Genomic DNA, 23539 nt, shown 5'->3' on the forward strand with positions numbered 1-23539 from the left:
AAATCCAGTAACCATTATGGTTGCTGGATTTTTTCTGTAAATTTTATTGAGTTTGTAACTTTTGCCAATTCCGGATACGCTTCTTTCAATACAGATGATCTCAACATATAAAGCGTAATAACAATAAGAGTACTACTTGATCCAAGCAAGATCCACTGTGCAGGGAGTTTATCAAATAACACCCCAAATAGCATCGTTCCAAGTGGCATCATAGCCATCGCCATTGTCTCCAGAATACCGAATACTCTACCGCGATATTCTTCCTCTACTTCCGTTTGCATCATGACGCCAATTGGTGTATTTGTAAATACTCCAAATACTGAAAAGCTTATAAAAATAGCTATATAAAAAATAACTATCAAAATATACGAAAACTCTATCCAAAGTGGAATAGTCATTAAACCTAAAGATATTGCCATTAATAATATAAATCGTTTTGAAAATAATAAAGGATATTTTACTTGCTTTCTTGTCGCAAAATAAATAGAAGCTATAAGCATCCCAACTGCACCTGATGCCTCAATAATTCCGATATGCCGTGAATTCACATGTAATAATTCAACTAACACATAAGTTCCACCTACGTTCAAAGCCGAGAAGAAAAAGTTAATCCATAACGCGACCCATATAATAATTGAGACGACACGCTTTGTTTTTAAATATCTAAACCCTTCTTTAAAGCTTTGTAAAAAGTTCTCTTTATCTCCATCACTTTTACCTTCTTTTTTTGAATACAATTTAAAATCCATTGTTGCTTCGAGTAAAAAAGCTGTAGCGTATGCTGCCATATGAATTATTAAGAATACTTCTATCGAAACAAAACCATACATCATACCACCAAGAGCAGGACCACCAATTGCCGCTACCGATAATGAAGCTTGATTAAATGATGTAGCTTTTTGCAAACGTTCTCCATCAACTAAATTTGCAATAGAAGAAGAAAATGTAATACCTATAAATGTTGAAGTGATTGAATAAATTGCTGTTGTAATATAGATCGCAGTTACTGACATCCCGAATATAGATGAATACGTAAGGAGTCCACCCATAGTTAATACGGTACAAGCTTGTGCAATTAATATGATAGGTTTCTTCGAATATTTGTCTGCCATCATACCTGCAATTGGTGCTAACAAAGTTCTAGGGACAATGGAACAAATCATATTCACAGCAAAAGAAGTCGCTGATCCCGTCATCGCTAAAATATATAAACTAATACCAAACCCCAATACATTTGAACCCAATGAAGAAATCATTTTACTAATCGTAAAAGTCCATAAATGATAAGTCGCTTTCTTTAACTTTAACGCTTCATCCAATTGCCATCTCCACCTTCAGTTTAATTTAATTGAAATGTTTAATTTAATTAAACAAATAATACCATGTACTTGACTTCCGTTGCAAGCTAAAGTTTAATATAATTAAACTAATTCAAAATAGTGAGGTGTCTGTATGGAAACTCTCGGAACGCGAATACGTAAAATTCGCAAAGAGCGAAAGCTAACATTAGCCGAGCTAGCAGGCGACCGTTTAACAAAAGGTATGCTTAGTCTAATTGAAAATGATAAAGCCAATCCTTCTATGGATAGCTTGGCATATATTGCAGAACAGCTTGAGATTGAAGTAAGTGAATTATTAGAGGAAGTAAGCACATCAGAATTACGCGAGTTACTTGAGAAAGTGAAAAGTATCAAGGTCCCTAAGCTGTTAGAAGCAATTGATCCTCAACTTGAAAGATTACAACTAATCGAGCCTTATATAGACAGACTCCCGATTAGTTACGAAGCAGGACAACTCTTAGTGTTATATGCTGAAGCCAAATACGATGTAGAGAAGCAACATTGGGAAGAACCATTAGATCGTGCTATCCACACCTTCAAAAAGATGAACTTAATGAACGATTGGCTACGTGCCTTTATTTTAAAATCATCTGCTGTGTTCATTAATCATAATTACGAAGAATCGTTAAATATTTTACTAGCGGCAAAAAAAGACATGGAATTGAATCACTATGTAATAGATGAACTACCAAATCTTGATTTACTTTATATGATAGCTGTTGAATACTTGGCTATCGGGATGGATGAAGAAGGTTTTGGAGTCATGAACGAAGCCATCAAACTATCGAAGGAAGCACGTATTTTCTATCGCATCGATGACCTTTATCGATTAGCCGCGTTCAAAGAAATGATGTATGGTAACGAACAAGACTTACAATATTATTTGAAAAAGCTCTCTCAATATGCTGACTTTACAGACGATGTCACAACAAAAGGTTTTATCCTCTTCGCGAAAGCCCATTTCTATAACAGTTTTTTAAAAGATTATGAAAAAGGAAATGAATTTGCTGAGCAATTCTACAACTTTGACGCAGGCGAAGGAAATAAAACAATGGCCTTTTACTATATTGAAAAAGGTAAATCATTATTCGGGATGAAGCGTTATTCTGAAGCACTTGAAGCATTTGAACAAATCGATGGGTTTCCTAAAATTCACCACCCATATGATTTATCTATGCAAAATGAATTACATGCTTATAAAGCTTTATGCTATGAGCAACAAGGTCAATTAGCAAAAGCTTTAGAGGAAGCTAAAATCGGTGTTGATATAGTCGAACATTTTATCGATACACCTTATAAGCAATTTATAAATAACACATATGAAAAGCTAAAAAAGAAAGCAGATGGGCGTTAGCGCCATCTGCTTTTTAGTTTCCTTTTTCATCAGCTATACAAGCCTATTCAACATTTAATTTTTCTGTATTCCTTATACTTACTATACCATTTCTTAAAGCGTTCCCATGCTTCATCAAAGTCAGGTTGGATGATTGAAATTTGCACCCATCCACGCTCTTTTAAATACGTACTTTCATAGTGTAAATGGAAACCATTCATCGCTGCAGCATCTGCCATACTCGTTAAAGATTCGTCTGCTTTCAATGTGACGATCATTGGATAGCCTTCAGTTGTTAAGAAAGTAAAGTCGCCATCTGTAGCTGCCTGTTGTAATTTTTTATATCGTGTTTGCAATAAATCGTAGCGATTTCCTTCAGTATAGGCTAATAGCGCGTTGTTAAAACTCTCCATCAACTGCGCTGGATAAGTAAATGGAATATTATGATTAGAATAATTGCCTAAATCAATATACGATGGAAGTTGCTCATTTTTTGCAATAACATGATTTGAAAATACTACGGCTATACCACTCATTGTGCCGACTGCTTTACCACTAACCGCTGTTGCTATAAATACCTTCTCCATTGAAAAGCGATATGTTCCAAAAGAACTTACACAATCCGTACAAAGTTTCACATTATATATCTCGCATAAACTTTGTACCATCTCTAGATTATTTAACATTCCAGTAGATGTTTCACCATGAGCCATTAACAGCCACTCAAAATCAGACTGTTTTAAAATACTATCTAATTCTGCTTCGTTAAAAGATTGGCCCCAATCATAACGTAGCCAATCATGTTCTAAATGCCAACGCTCTGCTTGCTTTTGCAAGCGCTCACCAAAGGCACCGTTTGTAACAATCAATCCTCTTCCAGAGAGTTTAGTAAGCTGCGCAATCATTGCCTCATTCGCCAATGTGCCACTTCCTAACAGCAAGTGTGCATAACGCGCTCCGCTAAGTACTTCCAGTTTACTTCGCACCTGTCCGATTGTTCTAGAAAAAGAATAGGAACGATGTGATACAGGCGTTTTTAGTAAGGGTGCTTGAATGTCCTCTGTCAGTTGGACTGGCCCTGGATAAAAGGAGTAACGTCGTTGTTTAAAACGACCTGCTAACGATTTCTCATAGCGCTCTGTCGTTAATACCATCGGGATAAATTTTGCATCATCTGTCCCAACTGGCTCTGAAAATGCCTCAAAACCCATTTGCATATACAATTTTTCTTCGCGTACAGTACCAGAGATAACTGCAGCGCCATAGCCATTTTCATAAGCATAGTCGATTAGAGCTCGTGTCAGCATAAAAAAGACACGTCCATTACGATGCTCCTTCTTAACAGCTAACAATCGTACCTCACAAAGCTTCCCTAATAAAGCATCTGCAGGTAATAACTTTTCCACTGGACCAATCTTTTTATCTAAAGAGAAAGGTCGAATATCTCGAAAAGCAACCATACCAACGAGCTCTTCATCCTTCAATACAATTAAGTACATATTTTCATGATGAAAAGCATCCACTCGTCGACCGCTAGGGTTTGGCTCATGCTGAGGGATTTCTTCTACAAATGTTTCGTAGTTAAGTTTGGCGATTTCATCAAATTCATGTTCTGTTTGCGCAATTTTACACCAATACATAGAAAAGCCCCTTTAACGTTTTACTATAATAACGAAATGTTTAAATAGAAGTTTCCATATTAATACTATCAATTACAAAACAGGAATATTTTCTACTACTTTCATTTTATAGCTAAATGGCTACGAAAAAAAGGAGGTAATTCCCCATTTTGTATTATTGTGCAATTAATTCGAAGTCACCTGAATTTGTTCGGGATTTCACGATCGGGTTTCCGTTACCGATTTCGCCCATAATTCGATGTTCTTTTTTCTCTTTAAAAGTCATACCAGAATATATAACTGTCGCATCTCCTGAATCACTCATGAAATCTACACTTAAATTATCTGCCTTGTTTTTCAATATTACTGCTGTATCTCCACTTGCAGTACTAAGCGTTATATTTTCATTCAATGCATTCACTAAAATTGCAATATCACCAGAGCTAGTTTTAGCTGTAATATCCCCAGATAAATAATCCGCTGCTATCTCTCCCGATGTACTATTCATTACTATGCTCTTTGCTTTTACATCCTGTGTGCCTATATCTCCACTAGATGTCGTTAATTTCGCTTCACCATCTACGATAATGCTTTGACCTGTAATATCTCCTGAAGTTGCATCCATTAAAACTTTCTTCGCTTGCATATCTCGAACGCTTATATCCCCACTAGAAGTAGTTAATTCTATGTCACCATCTACAGCAATATTATTCCCAGCAATATCACCTGAAGCGGTATGAATAGCTAACCCTTTTGTAGCAATATCTATAAACGCTACATCACCTGAAGAAGTATTCACTGATATTTTTTCATACGTAGCTTTAGGCAATGCTACTTTTAATTGGACTGACCCTCTATTAAAACTAAAAAATGAGAATGATCTTTTAAATTTCGCTTCAGCTACAATAGTGCGATCAGTTTTCTTTACATCTAAAGAAGCTTTCTTTGCCAAATTAGGATTTGCTTTCCCTGATATAGTGAAAACCGCTTTGTCCCCTTTACTTTCAACGACTTCAATGTCAATCGACGAGCTTAATAACTCAATCGCCTCTATATCTGTTACGTCAATCTCTTCCTCGATAATCGCATTTTTCATTTTCAATCCAGTAAAGTAATAAAAGCCACAAACTATAATTATTGCTATTAAGAATATACTTATCAATACTTTCTTCATTACAGCACCTCTTTCCTTTATTTTACTATATCAAAAAGAAAGATATACCATATCCGACCAGAGACGTATTTAAAAAAGGACGCTAGATGTAAAAAAAGCCTACTCTAAGTAATACTAGAGCAAGCTTTCATTAAGTACATTAAATTTCAGTTAGTTCTTGTGATGTTTCAGTGTTATAAACATCTTTATCTAATTCACCTGTCACACGTGCAGTTGCAACACCTGCAGTCATTGAACCATTTACATTTAACGCTGTACGTCCCATATCAATTAAAGGCTCAACAGAAATTAAAACACCTGCAAGGGCTACTGGTAAATTCATCGCTGATAGGACAAGGATTGCAGCGAACGTTGCACCACCGCCAACACCTGCCACACCAAATGAGCTAACTGCCACTACTGCAATCAATGTTAAAATGAATGATGGCTCTAGTGGGTTAATTCCAACACTTGGTGCGATCATAACAGCAAGCATAGCTGGATAAATACCTGCACACCCATTTTGACCAATTGACAAACCAAACGAACCTGAGAAGTTTGCAATCCCCTCTGAAACACCTAAACGATTTGTCTGCGTTTGAATATTAAGTGGTAATGCACCTGCACTTGATCTTGAAGTGAAGGCAAATAACAATGTCGGCGCCACTTTTTTTACATAAGTGATTGGATTTAAACCTGACGCAGTTACAATCAATAAATGAACAATGAACATAACGAATAACGCTACATATGAAGCGATAACGAATTTACCCATATTGTAGATTGCACTAAAATCTGATGTTGCAACAGTTGCTGCCATAATTGCCAAAATACCGAATGGAGTTAAACGTAAAACGATTTTCACAACACCCATTACTAGAGCATAAATTGCATCAATCCCAACTTTTATTGTATCAGCTGTCTTTTCGTCTTGACGCTTAACTGCTAAATAAGCAAACCCTAGAAACGCTGCGAAAATAACAACTGCAATTGTTGAAGAAGAACGTGCACCTGTTAGATCTAAAAATGGATTAGCAGGCAGTAAATCGATAATTTGTTGTGGTAATGTTTTTTCACTTATATCAGCTGATTTTGCAGCAATATCTTCACCACGTTGCATTTCCGCATCACCTTGTACAATTTGCGATGCATCCAATTGAAAACCTACTGCTGAAGTAATGCCAACTGCCGCAGCAATTGCCGTTGTACCAACTAAGATGAATAAAATAAGTGCAGCCATTTTACCAAAGTTTTTGCCGATAATCACTTTCGTAAACGCTGAAAGTATTGAGATAAACACTAATGGCATTGCTACCATTTGAAGTAATTTTACATATCCCGAGCCAATAATACTAAACCATCCAACGGAATCCACTAATACTTGTGCGTCAACGCCATACGCAAAATGTAAGATTAAACCGTATGCAATCCCTAAACCTAGTCCAGCAAATACCCGCTTTGAAAATGATATATGTTTGCGGTGCATAATAACTAATAAACCAATGAGTAATACAAGTACTACAACATTGAGTAATGTCAATAAAGTATCCATAGTAAATCCTCCTAATAAAGAACAACATAATGATAAATATATAGAATACCATAAACCATTAATACCTATTGGTCAAGTAGGTTTTAAAGAAACTTATAGATGGACTTTATATTCTTCTTTCTTGTAGATTTATAAGATATACTAAAGAAAAGAAATAATGGAAGAAGGTGTAGCGTATGGTTGTAACATTCTTTTCATTTATGGTATCCCTCATCTTATCGTTGAACATCTTATTAGCAATCCCCATTATATTTTTAGAACGACGTGAGCCTTCCTCAACGTGGGCTTGGATATTAGTCCTTTTCTTCTTCCCGGTAGGCGGTTTCATACTTTATTTATTATTAGGTCGAAAATTACGTAAAAAGCACCTTTTCCGTTGGGAAGGTCGCAAGAAAATTGGGATTGAAAAACTAATCGATTATCAAATGGAGGCAATTGAAGATGATACCTTTGAATATCGTTTAGATGATGCAGCTCATTATAAAGACCTTATTTATATGCACCTAAGTACAAATCATGCTGTGCTAACACAAGATAACTCTGTGAGGATTTATTCTGATGGTGCTGAAAAATTTAAAGCTTTGCTAAAAGATATTGAAACCGCAAAAGACCATATCCATATTCAATACTATATTTTCAAAATGGATAACTTGGGAAGACATATCTACAATGAGTTAATAAAAAAAGCAAAGCAAGGGATACAAGTAAGAGTATTATATGATGAAATGGGTTCTAGAGGAGTACACAAGCGGCATTTCAAGGATTTGATAGAGGCCGGTGGTGAGGTGGAAGTATTTTTCCCATCAATTTTACCTCTCATTAACCCCCGTTTGAATTACCGAAATCATCGCAAGCTTGTTATAGTTGATGGTCGAACAGGATACATCGGTGGATTTAATGTCGGTGACGAATATCTTGGATTAAACAAAAAATTCGGCTACTGGCGTGACACACATTTACGTATAGAGGGAAGTTCTGTACATCCACTTCAAACTCGCTTCATTTTAGACTGGAATCAAGCATCTGATAATCAGGATATTGAATATTCCGATCGATACTTCCCTACTTTTTCCCGTAAAGGTGAAGTTGGTTTGCAAATAGTTTCTAGTGGACCTGATTCAGAATGGGAACAAATTAAAATCGGCTATGTAAAACTAATTGGTATGGCTAAGAAGTACGTTTATATTCAAACACCATATTTCATTCCTGATGATAGTTTTATGGATGCAGTGAGAATTGCTTGTTTATCAGGAATTGATGTGCGTATTATGATTCCTAACAAACCTGATCATATGTTTGTTTACTGGGCAACCTATTCATATATTGGTCAACTCATTAAAGCTGGGGCTAAAATCTATATTTATGAAAATGGCTTCTTGCATTCAAAAATGATCGTCATCGATGATGAAGCCTCTACAGTAGGTACGGCTAATATTGACTTCCGTAGCTTTAAATTGAATTTTGAAGTGAATGCATTTATCTATGATCGAGAAACTTCCCATCAATTAGCAGAACTGTTTGAGCAAGATATGCAGTTAAGTACCGAATTAACACCCGAAAAATACGCTAATCGCTCTCGAATGATTAAAATGAAAGAATCAATATCTCGGTTGCTATCACCAATTTTATAAACAATAAAAGCCTTCTGAATTTATGTTCAGAAGGCTTTCCTAATATATAGTATTTTATTTTTCGATTTCTAAGTATTCTTCTAATGTACTTTTATTATTATAGATATCTTTAGCAATATCTTTACCTACGTAACGGAAATGCCATGATTCATGCATATAACCTGTGACATTTTCTTTTCCTTTGGGATAGCGCATGATGAAACCATATTTATGGGCATTTTTTGCAAGCCATTTCCCTGCTTCAGTTTTCCCAAAACCTTCATCTGCAAAAAACTGTTCACTTCCTACCTCACCGATATCAAAAGCTAACCCTGTTTGATGTTCAGAATAACCCGGACGAGCACTATATGTATCTGCTGCTTCTTTGCCATCCCTATTTACATAATTCGCATACAACTCAACTTGACGATCATAAGAACGATAAGTACTAAAAGCATTAAAAGTATATCCTTCAAGAATTCCTGCAGCATTTAATTCTTCAAAAGCTGCACGTGCTTCAGGATCTTCACCTGGAGCAAAATCAGCAGGTAAAGGATACCTTTTACTTGCGATTAACAGATCGCTTATATACGTTGCTTCTTTAGGAAGTTCTTGTCCAACAATATATCCACCAGCATCACGTACTACTTCTTGCTCATTTTTTTTTGGATTTTGCGTTTCTAAACTCTCTTTAGAATCCACATCCTCTTGGAATGTTTCAGTTGTTTTTGATGATTGTTCATCCTTATTTTCAGCATCTTTATTCCCACAACCTGACATTATTAGCGCAAAAACCGCAAATGAAGCCATCATCTTAAATGGAAATTCGATATGGTTATTTTTACTCATTACAAATCGATACCTATCCTTCTTTTGTATATTTCCTATCATTTATTAGTAATTCTAATGAATCACCAATTACCAATTCTCTTTTATATAGACGCTATGTAAGCTTTAATGTTTCATTTAACAATAAAAACGATATCTAGCAATCGCAAGATACCGTTTCATAGTAAGGTTACATGAAGTTAACTACTAAAATCGCTAACGTAGCTACACCGAAGAAAATAGACATTCCTCTCATCCATTTAGCCTCTTTTTCAAAACCTTTTTCCTTAAAATCTTTTGCTCTAAATGCATTTGTCACCGTGAACATTAATGTCATGAACAGTATAGCCACATTAAAATTCTGTTTAATGATGAAATATAGCGCCAGTAAACTTGTAATGACAACAAGCACACCCGTAATATGTTTTGCTTTCAAAGTGTTTTCCTCCAAAAAAATCGGGACACTATCTGCCCCGATCACTGTATTACTATTCTGCTGTTTTTTCCGGATGTTGCGAATAGAACTTACGACCAAGATATGTTTGGAATATTAAAATCGCACCGCTGACAGACCAATAAAGTGGTAATGCTGCCATACTAGAGAATGAGATGAACATAATCATAATTGGTGAAATATACATCATCAATTTCATTTGCGACTTTTGCTGTTCAGGAACAGTCCATAATGATACTTGTGCTTGAACGAAATAAATCACACCAGCAACTAATGTCATAATAATATCCGGTGAACCTAAGCTAAACCATAAGAATTTATGGGCTTGAACCTCAGTTGAATAAAGGATTGCATAATAAAGACCCATGATAATTGGCATTTGTATCACTACTGGTAAACAACCCATATTCAATGGATTGACTCCATGTTTACGATATAGACCCATCATTTCTTGTTGCAATGCCATTTGTTCTTCTTTTGTTTTTGCTGCTTTTAATTTCTTTTGGATATCATCCATTTCAGGTTTTAACTTATCCATTTTCGTCTTCATACCTTGTTGATGCTTATAGTTTTTAAGCATAAACGGCATTAAGATAAGTCGAATAAGAACCGTAATTAAGATGATTGCCAATCCGTAACTATCTGTAAATAACGTATTTCCAAAGAAATCTAAAACAAATTCCATTGGTTTTACGAACAAACTATAAAAAAAGCCTTCTTGGTTTTTCACTGAATCACAACCAGCTAGCACAAATGGCACTAAACCAAGCATTGAGAGTAACCCAAGTTTCTTCTTCAATTTTCTCACCTACAATTTCTCAAACTATAGTGAAGTATACCTTAAATATATAGTACTTTTCAAATCAAAGAAGAAGTAAACTATCATTATTTTCAAATATTTCGGTCTGGCAGTTGGAAACGAAAGTATTCATGATTTGGTTGATCTCTAAAGTGCTTAGGAGTCAGCCCCACATACTTCTTGAAAATACGTGTATAGTAGCTCTGGTTACAGAAGTGAAATTGCTCTGAAATATCTGAAATACTTTTATTTGTATGCCTTAAATAATACTGCGATTCCTCTACACGTCTTACGTTCAAATACTCTACCAATGTAATTCCCACATGCTCCTTAAAGATACGCGACAGATGGCTTGTACTAATTGTAAAGTACAAAGCAATATCTTCTACTGATAAGTCTGTCTCCACCTCATCATCGATAAACATAATGACTTTATTGACGGTTTGATGCTTGTAAGAAGGTTGTTTTCTTTCAGAAATCACATAAATATAGAACTCTATTAAATCATCCGCAAACTGCAAAAATTCTGCATCATTCATACGTTGATCAATCATCTCAACGCAAGCGGCGTTAAAGGCAAATGCCTTTTTAGATGGTGCCTGGTTTTCAATAAGCCTTCTGGTAACAACTGATGAAAGTACAACAAAATAATGCCTGATTGCTCTGAAAAAATGCTTCCCAGACCGCTCTGATAGTATATCGATTAGACGACGCAAAGATTCCTTAGAAGCTTCAGCCTCTAATTGATAAATCTCTCTCAACAATTGGGATTCAATTTCAAAAAATCTTTCAATACCCTCATAACGGTTCATCGTTTCAATCTCTTGGAAATACCTCTTTGAAATAGCTTCTGAAATAGAATATTGGTGTTGTAGCATATACTCCCCATCTTTCTACAATATGCGCATGTTTTATAATAGACTTTAAATAACTATATAACGAAAATGGTAATATGAAAATAGTTTTATGCCTTTCTAAGCAAAATTTGTAAAAAAAGATATTATAGGTCGTTATTCTCACTAATTTTACAGGTGATTTATATATATTATACATAATTTATCCATAAATAATAATTAAAGGGCATCTTTTTTGTTCATGTTGGAAAGTAAACTACAATTCTTTACAAACTCTTATGACAAAACTATAGTATCAACCATGCAAAGCATGTACCTTTTGTTTCACCCTTAATTCATTAAATTATTTTTCAATATTAAAACGATTCTATTTACTTAAATTCCACTTTAAACTATAGTAAAATGTTAGGAAAGTACTTAAGAATGGAAAGAAACGAGGTAAGGATTTATGGATCCACGATCTATCGAGGAATTGATACAGATTATTAAGGAGTTTTTCCCTGATAACACTTCTATCGTTATTTCAGATACTGAAGAATACTTATATTATCAGCCAAGCAAAAAAGTTGATTTAAAAATCAAACCGGGTGATTTAATCCCTGAAGGTTCAGCAACACACCAAGCTCTTCGTTACGGACAAAAAATTAATTCATTTATCGAACCTGAAGTGTTCGGCGTTCCTTACTATGGAATGAGTATTCCGTTAATGGAAGAAGGGGAAACCAAAGGGGCTATTACAGCTATTTTTCCACAAAAGCCATCTCCTTTCCTTACAAACTACATTACGATTAAAATCGATGATTGTTGGTACCCTGTCAAACATAAAGAGGTTATCTATTTAGAAACTCAACTACGCAAGACTTTTGTGAAAACAATGCACAAAGAAGGCTACCACCGTTTGAATTTAAGTGATCTAGAGCTTTTCTTATCGCCGGACTCTTTCATCCGTTGCCATCGTTCATACATTGTTAATATCGATTTTATTGAAGAAATCCAACCAGATTCTCATTCAACCTTCTTATTAATTATGAAAGATGGGACAAGAATTCCTGTTAGTCAACGTTACGCAAGCTATTTCCGACGTTCACTGGGATTCTAAGTAAATATAAGAAAAAGCTGTCTTTTAAGACGGCTTTTTCTCGTTTTTGCGTTTTTTTTCTCGTTCACGCTATTTTTAAGCCTTTTCATGCTTTTTTCGAGCAAATGTGACAATTCGATGATAATATAAAAAATAGGTATAATCTTCATTCCTGGCTATTTTATAGAAATAGAAATTTCATGTGATAATGATTAAAAAGCATTCATTAAGCAGAGAGGATGATAGTAATGACAGTAAAAATCGAAGAAAGACTTCGTCATGCAGAACTTGCGAAAAAAGTAATTACAGCTGAGGAGGCTGCATCTTTCATTCAAGATGGTATGGCACTAGGTTTAAGTGGCTTCACACGTTCAGGGGATGCAAAAGCAGTACCAATGGCTTTAGTAGAGCGTTCTAAAAACGAAAAGTTCAAAGTTGATGTATATACAGGTGCATCTCTAGGATCTGATATCGATACTATCATGTCTGATGCTGGTATTATTGGTAAACGCGTACCTTTCCAATCTGATAGCGCTATGCGTGGTCACATTAACAATGGTGACATGTACTATATCGATCAACATTTATCTATTACTGCTGAGTACTTACGTCAAGGCGCTATGAAAGGCGTAGACGTAGCTATCATTGAAGCAGTAGCAATTACTGAAGATGGTATGTTAATCCCAACTACTTCTGTTGGTAACTCACCAATTTTCGTTAAAACTGCAGATAAAGTAATTATCGAGTTAAACCTTGCTTCTTATCCAGCTCTTGAAGGTATGCACGATATCTATATTCCAGATAACCAAGGTGAACGTGGTCCAATTCCATTGTTAAATGCTTCTGACCGTATTGGTACAATCGGTATTCCTTTGGATTTAGATAAAGTTGCTGGTATTGTAATTACAAATCAAGAAGACTCTGAATCTGCAATCGTACCACCAGATGCTGAAACAGACCAAATTGCTTCACACTTACTTGGTTTCTTACGTAATGAAATCAAAGAAGGCCGTCTAACTGAAGAACTTGCTCCAATGCAATCTGGTGTTGGTTCAGTTGCAAACGCTGTACTCCACGGTATGTTAGATTCTGAATTCAAAGATTTAGAGGTTTACTCTGAAGTTTTACAAGATGCTGTATTCGACTTAATCGATGCTGGTAAAGTAAAATTTGCTAGTGGTTGCTCTACAACACTTTCTCAAGAGAAAATGGAATCTGTTTATCACAATTTAGAAAAATACAAAGAAAAAGTATTATTACGTCCACAAGAGATTTCTAACCATCCAGAACTAATCCGTCGTATGGGGTTAATCGCGATTAACACTGCTCTTGAGCTTGATATCTACGGAAACGTAAACTCAACTCACGTAAGCGGAACTAAAATGATGAATGGTATCGGTGGATCAGGAGACTTTACACGTAATTCCCGTGTATCTATCTTCGTTACTAAATCATACGCTAAAGGCGGCAAAATTTCTTCAGTAGTACCATTCGTATCTCACGTTGACCATACAGAACATGACGTAGATGTAATTGTAACTGAACAAGGTTATGCTGATTTACGCGGACTTGCTCCTCGTGAACGTGCAGCACTAATTATTGAAAACTGTGCTCACCCTAAATTCAAATCTGCATTAAATGCATATGTAGAAGAAGCAAATGCACGTGGAGGACAAACTCCTCATGTATTAGAAAAGGCTTTTGAATTCCATACAAACCTTGCTAAATACGGTCAAATGTTAACTCCAGAACTTGAAGAAGTAAAATAATTCAGTTCTAAATGGCTTACTATAAGAGGTTGTTCAAATCTTTAAGATTTCGAAGATTTGGGCTCCTCTTTTTTTTGTATACATTGATCCTAAAAAATAAAGCCAACCGTAAATCAATTACGGTTGGCTTTTAAATTATTTTTTTTTATCATCTGCAGGTTGTTCTGGATCATCGAAAGAATCATCTTGTCCATCATCCTGCACCTCTGCATTGTAATATTGAACGCTTGTTAGCGCACCTTCATCTACCATTCTAGAATCACCCTCGTCATAAGGGTTTGGGTGTCCTGCTTCAGTTAGCTCAGAATAATTGTGTTTCTGTGCTTCAATAAATGAATTAACTTTTACCTTCGTATTATTAAATGCAACTACCGCTTTATCACGGTTTTCTTTTTTTCGGAAATATGCATATGCACCTGCTGCTATACCAGCTATAACTAGAGATTTACCTTTTGCCATTGAACATCATTCCTTCCAATATTTTGTTTCATCATACTATGTTATTTACCTATTATCCAAATAACTAAACATGACATTTCAATTCACTTTAAAAAAACACTATTTTTTTCGTTTACAAACCATATCAATATGAGGCAAACATTCCATAATGTATTCCTCTGAAACAGCCTCAAATCCAAAAGCACCATAGAACTTTTGTAAATAGGCTTGAGCTTCTATAAATAGGTCAGCTTCAGGCCAATTACGTTCTAGAATTGCCATTACTCTTTTTATGAGTTCTTGTGCTAGCCCTGTACCTCTGGCTTCTGGTAAAACGATCACTCGTCCTAATGAAGCCATTTCGAATTTTTCGCCTGGTGGTACAACTCGTGCATAAGCAATTAGTTTTCCATCTTTTTCATATGTTACATGTACACAATTTTGATCATGGTCATCCAGATCTGCATAATATGCCTTTTGTTCAACTACAAATACGTTTATGCGCAATTGTAGTATGCGGTATAGATCCGTTGTTGTTAACTCTTCAAATGTCTGTTCTTTCCATGCCATTATATATCACTCCTTAGTATTCATTATTTCACATTTTCTATACCTTTTCGACCCGAATACTGCTAAGTAAATAAAAAAATCGGACAATTTTGAAATAGGTTCAAGAATAGTTCACATAGCTTTTTCCCACCATTTCCAAAAATAATTTAGAGTTCTCTAAGAATATTACACCCAGAGATAATTAATATTATTTTCCACCTTATGCCTACAATAATAAACGTATTTATAGTACTCTCTTCTTGATTAATGGCCATTAATAGATAAGTCGTACATTTCATTTGCGAAAAAAATTCGAACACTGTATATTTAAATAAGTAAGTGAACACTTACTAACTTTTTCTTAAGGGAGAGATTTTATCATGGCAGAACGCGTAGTAGTCATTACAGGGGCAGGTAGTGGAATTGGTCGCTCAACAGCAATTAAATTTGCAAGTAAAGGGGACAAAGTAGTTGTAGCCGATTTCAACGAAAAAGGTGGACAAGAAACTGTTGATATGATTAAAGCTGAAAATGGCGAAGCTACTTTTGTAAAAGTTGACGTTTCTAAATTCGACCAAGTAGAGGCAATGGTAGAAAAAACTGTAGAGCTGTATGGCTCTTTAGATGTGGTATTTAACAATGCAGGAATTGGTAAAATTATTCCATTCTTAGATTATACAGTAGAAGATTATGAACGCGTTATTGGTGTTAATCAGCATGGTGTATTCTACGGCATGCTAGCAGCTGGTCGTAAAATGCGTGACCTTAATATTAAAGGTGTAATTATCAACACAGCTTCGGTATTTGGATATCTATCAAATCAATATACATTTGCTTACCAAGCATCCAAAGGTGCCGTACGTATGATGTGTCAAACAGGTGCACTTGAATTAGCACCATATGGTATTCGTGTTGTAGGTGTTGCTCCAGGAACTGTTGATACTCCAATCGTACAAGGTTACAAGGATGCTGGTCTAACTGATAAATTAAAAGGTAATCAAATGCGCGGTGATTTAATCAAACCTGAAGCTATTGCCAATGCCGTTTATCTGCTATCATTGGAAGAAGCAGATGTTATTAACGGAAGTGTGGTAATGCTTGATGACGGATACGCATCATTCAAATAAACAAACAAAAGGTGCTTTAACAAAGCAGAAAATTATAGTAGAAGCGAGAAACCTTTTTTATAAACAAGGCTTTGATGCTACTTCTACGTCCCAAATTGCTAAAACAGTCGGTGTTTCAGAAGCTGCATTGTATAAACATTTTAAAGGTAAGATGGCACTATTACTTGCAACAGTAGAACCTGCACGTTCATATGACAAAGAGGAAAGTTATTATGCTATCCTTTCTAATATAGATTTAATAAGTGCTTGGACTGATCAAATAATAGCGACAGTTTTCCATAATCGTCCTCAGTATTCAATTATTTTCTCAGAGTCTCCAAGACATCCTGAACTATCCGAAAACTATATTCGGCACATTCATCAACTAACAAATGCCGATAAAGAGTTGTTAAAACGTATGGATGAAGGAAAGTTACCAAAGCTCGACCTTATTCTCTTTCAAGTAGGCTTGATTGGTTCATTTCTTGCAATGCTAACGCATAAAAGTATTTACGAACCCAATCTTAACCTACAAGAAATACCTGAAGATATTCACCATATACTTTTGAGCATAGTAGAAGGGAAACTGTTTCAACAATAAATAAAAAGAGCTCTCAGTTTTTTACTGAGGGCTCTTTTGTCCTATTCATTTACATAAAAAGTATCAATTTCTTCAACTTTTGGTTTTCTTACAAAGCTCATAATTGCTGCAATATAAAATAGAATTGCTGTTAGCGATACAATTCCTGCACATACACCTGCTAATATAAAGAAAGTGCCTGCTACATTTTGTTTATCACTTTTTCTAATATACACAACACCTAAAATGCCCAACACAAGCGATACTACTAATAGAGCAACGCCAAGCCATCCAAATGCATTTATGTAAGTTGGCATATTCTCGATGAAAGTAGTTACCGCTTCAATCTCTCCTGAAGTTAAATTCGGATCATTCTGCACATCTGACAATACTTCATCTGTGAATGTTGAATCATTCGCAAATGTTGAGATACCGAACATCATTATAGCAAGAGCAATAATTACAATTACATTTAAAACAGAACCAATAATACCTAAAGCCAATTCTCCAGTTCTCTTCATCTAATCACCTCTTAATTATCATTTCTACTTACTATACGGTTTTCCTTTAAATTGGTTTCACTTTTATTAAAAACAGCCCACTAAATATTCAGTGAGCTGTTTCGTTAAACCTAATATTTAATTGTATGAAAGTAATTATACTTTAATGTCATCATATGCGTTTGATTTTTCAAAAGCGGCTACTACATACGTGCAAACAGCTTCAATCTTGAAATCTTTTTCTCTAGCATAATCAGCTGCACGATCTAATAGTTTTTTAGCAACACCTTGTCCACGTAATTTTTCAGACACAAATGTATGGTCAACAACCATAATATCCCCTAATTTCGTCCAACAAATTTCCGCTAATAGTTCATCATTTTCTTTGTACTCAAAAGCGAATTCTTCGTTGCCACGATTATTTAATTGAAATTCCATATTACACACCCCTTTTTTAATTTAGTGTAGCACAATTTATTCTGACAGTGTTAGCGGTCGCAATTTCGCTTCAATTTTTTCACGTTGAGGCTCTAAGAATGGTGGCAATGCTAATTGTTCTCCTAAAGTTTCAAGAGGTTCATCTGATGTAAAGCCCGGCTCATCTGTTGCTAATTCAAATAATATACCGTTTGGTTCACGGAAATAAATTGACCGGAAATAAAAGCGGTCTACTTTGCCTGAAGTATGTAAACCATGCTCTCTCAATTTATCTTCCCATAAATCATATTCTTCAAAAGCATTTACTCGGAAAGCGACATGATGTACGCTTCCTCTACCTGGACGTTCACGTGGAAGGTCTGGTCGTTCTTCAATATGCACTTCAGCACCTGCACCACCCTCACCTGTCGTATAGACAATAATATCTGGCATATTAGGTATTGCTGATGCATATGTTCCCACTTTTTCAAACCCCAAAACTTTCGATAATACGGTTTCAGTTGGCGTTGCCATATGGACAGTTAATGTTACAGGTCCTAACCCAACTATCGCATACTCTGCTGGTATATCCGTTTCTGTCCATGCTTTTCCATAAGGTACACCTTTCCCATTATCTACTACAAGCATTAATCGTGAGCCTTCAAAATCACGAAATGTTAGCGTTTGGCGACCGAAGCGCTCCAGTACCTCATCATGCTCTACATCTAATTCTTTAAAGCGATTCAACCAATATTGTAATGCTTCTTTAGATTTTAATCGAAAAGCTGTGTTGTTAATACTTGAAACACCAGGATAAGTACGACCTGCTACTGGAATATCGAAATACGTCATATCTGATCCAGGTGTACCGACTGCATCTGCGTAAAATAAATGATATGAAGATGTATCGTCTTGGTTAACGGTCTTTTTCACAAGACGCATCCCTAAAATTTTTGTAAAAAAATGATGGTTTTTTTCTGCGCTAGCTGTAATTGCTGAAACATGGTGAATTCCTGCTAAATGTAATGACATATCAAATGCCTCCTATTATATAAAAAATCCCTTTAAATATATCTCGAATTCGAGATATTTATTAAACACATATTATCACTCTAATATTTCTATTGCAATTACAATGCTCAGTTAATTTTCCACCACACAAAAAGACTACTCCATACCTTTGGTACGGAGTAGTCTTTTAAAATGGCATTATCAGCACTTAGTTAAAAATACCACTAATGCCGTCCATTATTTTTTGGAAAAAGTTTTTTACACTTGCCCAGAAGCCTGTATCACTATTAATGTCTTCTGAAATGCTACCTAGTTTATCTTTTAATGTACTACTTAAGTCTTCTAGTTGACTTCCCCATTTACTAAAATCGATATCTAAGTTACTGATTTTATTCATCAGATCAATTAGTAGTTGGCGATCTTGATCGCTTAAATTAATTTCTAATTTACTAAGTTGTTCGTTTACTATTTTTTCAACGTCTTCTTTTGTTGCTGGTTTTTGTTCTGCAATTTGCTTTTTAATTTCAGTTAATAGTTGGCTTACTTTTTCATCATCAACACCTGATTTTTCTGCTAAGTCCGTTGCGACAGAAAGCTCTTCATTCGCCACATCTGTACGTTCAGTGTCTAACTTTTCGCCAGTTGTCACTTCATATGCTTTATAAATACCTACAAGTGCAGAGTGTCCTGTAACTGCTTTAGGAGCGGCTACTTCTACTACAGCGTCCTCAATACCAGCTGTTAACATAGCATTTGAATACATATCTGATGTTACTTGCGTAATATTTTGTGGTGTTACAATATTAATGACTAATCCTGATCCAGCATCTTTACGCGTAATCTTCGCTGATGAATACATGCGAGAACGTGCATCACCATCTGAGATGTACTTCACTAAATCCGCACCTCTTACTGTAATCTCTTCTACTTCCGCTTCACTTGCTACATCTAGACTTTTCTTTACACTTTCCTTTTCTGTATCTGATAAGTTACCACCGTAAACAACGATTGGCACTCCTAATTTTTCGTTAATACCTTTTGTTGATGAAGTATCAGTTGTGCTTGCAAAGCTATTAGATGGTGCTACAACTGAGGTTGTTAAAAACATGGCCGTTAAGACGGCTAAAAATTTCTTTTTCATCTTTATTTCCTCCTTCATTTACATGTCATTCATATACGTTATTAGAGTCGATTTTTTCTAATGATGCGTGCAAGAACAATTATTAGTAATGAGCCTGCTTTTCGAACAGATTCTTTCTAGGTAATCTGAGCATGTAACTACATCATTACATTATTTAGATGGCAATTGCTGTATACTATAATTTTATTTATTTTCTCACCTCTATTTATTAATACGAAAAAAAGGAGCAAAAAGTTTCTGAAAGTATGGAAACTTTCTACTTTTGCTCCATCAATTTTATTCTTTAATTTCTGTCCAGCCATCTACTTGTGTAATTCGACCGGCTTTCATTAATGTTCCTAAAGCACGTTTAAATGATGCTTTACTCATATGGAACATCTCTTTAATTTCCTCCGGTGACGATTTATCTCCAAATGGCATTTTACCGCCAATTTCTTGTAAGTAAGCGAAGATTTTTTCAGCGTCATCCGATAGGCGTTCGTACTTACGTGGTAACATTGAAGCGTTAATCGTACCATCTTCTTTCACTTCAATTACACGTACTGAGATATCTGCACCAAGGCGAGGCTCTGCATTACGCTCTGATTCGTGTACGAAAATACGATAAGGTTTGTCTACGCCAATAAGAAAAGTTCCAACTGGCAATAAACGATACGGACGAGCGATAATATTTTGGTTGAAAAGTTCTGGTTCTGCATCTTCGTACATTTCCAATACCTTTTCTTCTGTAGCAAGGCGTCCGAATAAACCTCCATCACGGTCTGTGCGTAACGTGATGAATAAATGGTTACCTGGTTCAGGCCATAGTGGCTTAAGCTTCGGTAAATCTTCCGCTGGTACTAATACTTCTCTTGAAGTACCAATATCAACATAAGCACCATCACGATCTTTTACATGTAATACGCGTGCCCAGCCGTATTCATCTTTATTAATATGAGGGATAGCCGTTGTAGCGGATAGATTTCCTCTACGGTCAGCAAATAAAAACACCTCAATTTTACTATTTAATTCTAAAGGCTCCGTTACTTCCGAAATATTGAGTGGAATATCAACATAATCATTAGTAAGAATATACTTTGATTCTTGTTTTTCTTTCACAAATAATTTAACGATATCGCCTGATTGTAATTCTGCCATACATCTAGCTCCCTTCATATGACATATCATTCACTTTGCTGAGTTTTTAAATCCTCAAGCTGTTGAATAAATGTAGGATTTTCTTCCATAACTTGTATTAAATCTGCAATGCGGTCTATGGAATTCCAACTCAAATGATGCTCTATTCCTTCAACATCATTGTAAATTCGTTCTTCATCTACACCAATTAGCCTTAAAAAATTCTCTAGTAGATCATGTCGTTCTACTAAACGCTTGCCTAGCTTAGAGCCTTTAGGGGTCAACATGAGGCCTCTATAACGTTCGTACACTAAGTATCCATCTTTATCAAGCTTCTGAACCATTTTGGTAACAGAGGAAGGAAGAACTGACAATGCTTCAGCGATATCCGATACGCGTGCATAGCCTTTTTGATCAATTAATAAATATATTTGTTCGATGTGGTCTTCCATACTCGGTGTCGGCATCTCATGTCCCTCTCTTTCCATATCCTACTCTATAGTTTACTACAAGGACTAATAAAACGTAACCTATAACAGTAAAAGCTCGTACCTATTACAGAGGATTGTTCTTTTAATGTCCAGATTTATGGCTGACAATGTGAATAGCATGAATGATTTGTTTATTAATTTGCTCGATACTATCTGGTGTTTTTAAGATAGCATATACTTTCTCACGCTCTTCTTTTGTTGTCACAAAATGATTATCTAAATGATTTAACGTAATAGCACAAATATCTAATTCGCATTTTTGGCAGCGACAAAATGTTGGATAGTCAGGACCATGAATGGTGAAAGACACCAATCCTCGCACGATTTCTTCTGTTACGTTCAACAATTGTACTTCTTCTGTAACTGGCGAGGGTTTCATTTGTTCCGTCATATTATCTCTCCTTCAATTACTTCCGACAATTCCCTTATGTTTAGGTTTTTTTAAAAGGGGAATTGTTTATGCATAACAACAAAAGGGGTGTTCCTAATGGGGAAACTGCTATGGTGGATTATAAGTATTTTAATCGTATTTTGGTTATTGGGTTTACTTTTTAAAATTGGTGGCGGTCTCATCCACATTATCTTAGTTCTTGCAGGTATTCTGTTCTTCGTTCAGTTACTGGCAGGAAGGAAATCATTATAACATTCGAATGCCAATGCGTAAACGCATTGGCATTCGGTTTTTTATTGTGTTTTCGCGTATATACAAGTATCTCGCAATGCTTTACCGTTAGCAGAAAGCGAATCATTTTTAAAAATGCCTTCTAACTCATAATGTGCTCGTTCAGCAACAGCTCGACTACGAATATTTTCAGTATCACAACGAATTTCTATACGTGCTGCGTGTAACTCTTCAAAAGCAAATTGTGTAATTCGCTCGACTGCTTCTGTCATATAACCTTTACCTTCATGACGTACATCTAACCAATAGCCAATTTCAAATTTCGGAATATCCCAATCAATTTTGTGCAAACCAGAACTTCCTATAAATTCTCCTGTTTCTTTCAAGAATATATGCAATCTCAATTCTTTTCTAGCTAAAAAATCTGCAATAGCTAGCCGAATATTCTCTCTTGTTTCTTCAGACTTAGGCAAAGTTTGCGCCCATTGCATGTACTGTTTTAATGAACTTGCTGATTGAATAATCGAATCCCAAACTACTTCGGCATCTTCCATAAGTGGCATACGTATAATCAATCTTTCTGAATTAAATGAGTTAGGGAAATCCCAGTTTTTTTCGAAACGAACTTCCTCTTTCATTTTTTCGTCGTCCCAACTAACAGGCGTTGTTTTGCCTTCTAAAAAGTCTTCACGAGTGATGCCATATGTGACCGCATCGTAATATGCATACTCTTTTGGCACGAACCATGCTTGTCTTAAATGTGCTTCTTTTAAGAAACCAGCTCGCTCAAACGTTTTACGCATAGGAAAGTTATCTTGTCGTGTATGCCCTTCAAGGCGAATTTTCTTTTCTGGCATACGAAATACATAATCTGATATAAGCTTTAATGCAACAGTACCATGCCCTAATCCTCGCCAATTCTCCGCAATACGTAAGTCAAAAAGAGGTATTTCATCTTGTAGATCATAGATTTTCACCATACCTACCTTTTCACCTTCATCGCTTTCCAACCAGAACGTCTTTACCTCTTCTGATTCGTAACCACCCTCATCAATCGCCTTTTCAATTAGTTCACGACCAGGATGAGAATTGACGTGATATGGCCACGTATTCATCGTCATAAAATGAATTAACTGCTCCTGTTCCTCCATTGTCCACTCTATTAGTTTCACAACACTC

At 35.6% G+C, this 23539-nt stretch carries 25 protein-coding genes; 7 read left to right on the forward strand and 18 right to left on the reverse strand.

Annotated elements, in window-relative coordinates:
• Positions 1 to 14: 14 nt before the first annotated feature.
• A complete protein-coding gene (locus BK137_RS10960) occupies positions 15 to 1319 on the reverse strand; it encodes an MFS transporter (RefSeq protein WP_038185970.1) in 1305 nt (434 codons plus the stop codon).
• 133 nt (positions 1320 to 1452) lie between these two features.
• Between BK137_RS10960 and BK137_RS10965 the strand changes: the two genes are divergently transcribed.
• On the forward strand, positions 1453 to 2694 hold the full coding sequence (locus BK137_RS10965) for a helix-turn-helix domain-containing protein (RefSeq protein ID WP_038185973.1): 1242 nt from the start codon (positions 1453 to 1455) through the stop codon (positions 2692 to 2694).
• 47 nt (positions 2695 to 2741) lie between these two features.
• Here BK137_RS10965 and BK137_RS10970 read toward each other — a convergent pair whose 3' ends face one another.
• The 3 genes from BK137_RS10970 to BK137_RS10980 all read right to left on the reverse strand — a co-directional run bounded on the left by BK137_RS10970 (position 2742) and on the right by BK137_RS10980 (position 6997).
• Positions 2742 to 4313: a GNAT family N-acetyltransferase gene (locus BK137_RS10970; RefSeq protein ID WP_038185976.1), complete on the reverse strand. Its 1572-nt coding sequence runs from the start codon at positions 4311 to 4313 to the stop codon at positions 2742 to 2744.
• 154 nt (positions 4314 to 4467) lie between these two features.
• Complete coding sequence (locus BK137_RS10975) at positions 4468 to 5466, reverse strand: DUF4097 family beta strand repeat-containing protein (RefSeq protein WP_038185979.1); 999 nt, start codon at positions 5464 to 5466, stop codon at positions 4468 to 4470.
• A gap of 139 nt (positions 5467 to 5605) precedes the next feature.
• A complete protein-coding gene (locus BK137_RS10980; RefSeq protein WP_038185982.1) occupies positions 5606 to 6997 on the reverse strand; it encodes an L-cystine transporter in 1392 nt (463 codons plus the stop codon).
• A 176-nt stretch (positions 6998 to 7173) separates the two neighbouring features.
• Between BK137_RS10980 and cls the strand changes: the two genes are divergently transcribed.
• Positions 7174 to 8628, forward strand: coding sequence for a cardiolipin synthase (gene cls, locus BK137_RS10985; protein WP_038185985.1), 1455 nt, complete (start codon positions 7174 to 7176; stop codon positions 8626 to 8628).
• A 54-nt stretch (positions 8629 to 8682) separates the two neighbouring features.
• Here the strand turns inward: cls and BK137_RS10990 are convergent, their stop codons facing one another.
• The 4 genes from BK137_RS10990 to BK137_RS11005 form a co-directional block, all read right to left on the reverse strand.
• The gene (locus tag BK137_RS10990) at positions 8683 to 9456 is read right to left on the reverse strand and encodes a M15 family metallopeptidase (protein WP_038185988.1); all 774 of its coding nucleotides are present in this window, start codon (positions 9454 to 9456) and stop codon (positions 8683 to 8685) included.
• Between the two features lie 169 nt (positions 9457 to 9625).
• Positions 9626 to 9871 carry a hypothetical protein gene (locus BK137_RS10995; RefSeq protein WP_038185990.1) on the reverse strand — a complete coding sequence of 82 codons (246 nt, stop codon included), beginning with the start codon at positions 9869 to 9871 and terminating at the stop codon, positions 9626 to 9628.
• 52 nt (positions 9872 to 9923) lie between these two features.
• Positions 9924 to 10688: a membrane protein insertase YidC gene (yidC, locus tag BK137_RS11000; protein WP_038185994.1), complete on the reverse strand. Its 765-nt coding sequence runs from the start codon at positions 10686 to 10688 to the stop codon at positions 9924 to 9926.
• Between the two features lie 92 nt (positions 10689 to 10780).
• On the reverse strand, positions 10781 to 11566 hold the full coding sequence (locus BK137_RS11005; RefSeq protein ID WP_038185997.1) for an AraC family transcriptional regulator: 786 nt from the start codon (positions 11564 to 11566) through the stop codon (positions 10781 to 10783).
• 424 nt (positions 11567 to 11990) lie between these two features.
• On the opposite strand from BK137_RS11005, the gene BK137_RS11010 reads away from it, so the two are divergent.
• Together BK137_RS11010 and BK137_RS11015 are read left to right on the forward strand one after the other, a co-directional pair.
• Positions 11991 to 12641, forward strand: a complete 651-nt coding sequence (locus BK137_RS11010) for a LytTR family DNA-binding domain-containing protein (RefSeq protein ID WP_038186000.1) — start codon at positions 11991 to 11993, stop codon at positions 12639 to 12641.
• Between the two features lie 227 nt (positions 12642 to 12868).
• A complete protein-coding gene (locus tag BK137_RS11015; protein WP_038186003.1) occupies positions 12869 to 14389 on the forward strand; it encodes a succinyl-CoA:acetate CoA-transferase ScpC in 1521 nt (506 codons plus the stop codon).
• A gap of 135 nt (positions 14390 to 14524) precedes the next feature.
• Here BK137_RS11015 and BK137_RS11020 read toward each other — a convergent pair whose 3' ends face one another.
• Both BK137_RS11020 and BK137_RS11025 read right to left on the reverse strand, forming a co-directional pair.
• Entirely contained in the window at positions 14525 to 14848 is a 324-nt protein-coding gene (locus BK137_RS11020) for a hypothetical protein (RefSeq protein WP_038186005.1), read from the reverse strand.
• Positions 14849 to 14947: 99 nt separating this feature from the next.
• Positions 14948 to 15397, reverse strand: coding sequence for a GNAT family N-acetyltransferase (locus BK137_RS11025; RefSeq protein WP_038186006.1), 450 nt, complete (start codon positions 15395 to 15397; stop codon positions 14948 to 14950).
• Between the two features lie 359 nt (positions 15398 to 15756).
• On the opposite strand from BK137_RS11025, the gene BK137_RS11030 reads away from it, so the two are divergent.
• Positions 15757 to 16503: an SDR family NAD(P)-dependent oxidoreductase gene (locus BK137_RS11030; protein WP_038186009.1), complete on the forward strand. Its 747-nt coding sequence runs from the start codon at positions 15757 to 15759 to the stop codon at positions 16501 to 16503.
• The gene (locus tag BK137_RS11035) at positions 16478 to 17083 is read left to right on the forward strand and encodes a TetR/AcrR family transcriptional regulator (RefSeq protein WP_038186022.1); all 606 of its coding nucleotides are present in this window, start codon (positions 16478 to 16480) and stop codon (positions 17081 to 17083) included. The genes BK137_RS11030 and BK137_RS11035 overlap by 26 nt, the downstream gene beginning before the upstream one ends.
• A 41-nt stretch (positions 17084 to 17124) precedes the next feature.
• On the opposite strand, the gene BK137_RS11040 is transcribed toward BK137_RS11035, so the two are convergent.
• From BK137_RS11040 to BK137_RS11070, 7 genes are all read right to left on the reverse strand, one after another.
• Entirely contained in the window at positions 17125 to 17583 is a 459-nt protein-coding gene (locus BK137_RS11040; protein WP_051448739.1) for a DUF4064 domain-containing protein, read from the reverse strand.
• A gap of 135 nt (positions 17584 to 17718) precedes the next feature.
• Positions 17719 to 18000 carry a GNAT family N-acetyltransferase gene (locus BK137_RS11045; protein ID WP_038186025.1) on the reverse strand — a complete coding sequence of 94 codons (282 nt, stop codon included), beginning with the start codon at positions 17998 to 18000 and terminating at the stop codon, positions 17719 to 17721.
• A 36-nt stretch (positions 18001 to 18036) separates the two neighbouring features.
• On the reverse strand, positions 18037 to 19011 hold the full coding sequence (locus BK137_RS11050; RefSeq protein ID WP_038186028.1) for a ring-cleaving dioxygenase: 975 nt from the start codon (positions 19009 to 19011) through the stop codon (positions 18037 to 18039).
• A 187-nt stretch (positions 19012 to 19198) separates the two neighbouring features.
• A complete protein-coding gene (locus BK137_RS11055) occupies positions 19199 to 20131 on the reverse strand; it encodes a DUF1002 domain-containing protein (protein WP_038186031.1) in 933 nt (310 codons plus the stop codon).
• 276 nt (positions 20132 to 20407) lie between these two features.
• Complete coding sequence (locus BK137_RS11060) at positions 20408 to 21268, reverse strand: CvfB family protein (RefSeq protein ID WP_038186034.1); 861 nt, start codon at positions 21266 to 21268, stop codon at positions 20408 to 20410.
• A 26-nt stretch (positions 21269 to 21294) separates the two neighbouring features.
• Positions 21295 to 21714, reverse strand: coding sequence for a transcriptional regulator MntR (gene mntR, locus BK137_RS11065; protein ID WP_038186037.1), 420 nt, complete (start codon positions 21712 to 21714; stop codon positions 21295 to 21297).
• Between the two features lie 106 nt (positions 21715 to 21820).
• A complete protein-coding gene (locus tag BK137_RS11070; RefSeq protein WP_235175745.1) occupies positions 21821 to 22129 on the reverse strand; it encodes a late competence development ComFB family protein in 309 nt (102 codons plus the stop codon).
• A 96-nt stretch (positions 22130 to 22225) separates the two neighbouring features.
• Here BK137_RS11070 and BK137_RS21910 point away from each other — a divergent pair, with 96 nt between their 5' ends.
• Entirely contained in the window at positions 22226 to 22381 is a 156-nt protein-coding gene (locus tag BK137_RS21910) for a lmo0937 family membrane protein (protein ID WP_143691046.1), read from the forward strand.
• A gap of 41 nt (positions 22382 to 22422) precedes the next feature.
• Here BK137_RS21910 and BK137_RS11075 read toward each other — a convergent pair whose 3' ends face one another.
• A complete protein-coding gene (locus BK137_RS11075) occupies positions 22423 to 23532 on the reverse strand; it encodes a GNAT family N-acetyltransferase (RefSeq protein ID WP_038186040.1) in 1110 nt (369 codons plus the stop codon).
• Positions 23533 to 23539: the final 7 nt, after the last annotated feature.

Source organism: Viridibacillus arenosi (assembly GCF_001955655.1).
Lineage (GTDB): Bacteria > Bacillota > Bacilli > Bacillales_A > Planococcaceae > Viridibacillus > Viridibacillus arenosi.